This window comes from Enterobacter sp. 61D5 (assembly GCF_034107965.1).
Lineage (GTDB): Bacteria > Pseudomonadota > Gammaproteobacteria > Enterobacterales > Enterobacteriaceae > Enterobacter > Enterobacter cloacae_M.
In genome coordinates this window covers 1-273 of sequence record NZ_JAWNFK010000071.1, presented here as the reverse complement: position 1 = coordinate 273, position 273 = coordinate 1, and the positions used below count along the sequence as shown (strand labels likewise).

Annotated in this window: 1 protein-coding gene; it reads left to right on the top strand. The window is 57.9% G+C overall.

Annotation, left to right across the window (positions count from 1 at the left end; translation table 11 throughout):
* The coding region (locus tag UTM25_RS22550; protein ID WP_320715398.1) for a hypothetical protein at window positions 1–273 on the top strand (273 nt) is incomplete at both ends.

The window sequence follows — 273 nt, the reverse complement described above, 5'->3', positions numbered from 1 at the left end:
CATGGAACCAGCTCATCGCACGCCACGATATGTTGCGTATGGTGGTTGATGCCGACGGGCAGCAGCGAATCCTGGCGACAACGCCGGAGTATCACATCCCGCGTGACGATCTGCGCGCGCTTTCCCCGGAAGAACAGCGCATCGCGCTGGAAACACGGCGGCATGAACTGAGCTATCGCGTTTTGCCTGCCGACCAGTGGCCTCTTTTTGAGCTGGTGGTCAGCGAAATCGACGATTGCCATTACCGTCTGCATATGAACCTCGACCTTTTGC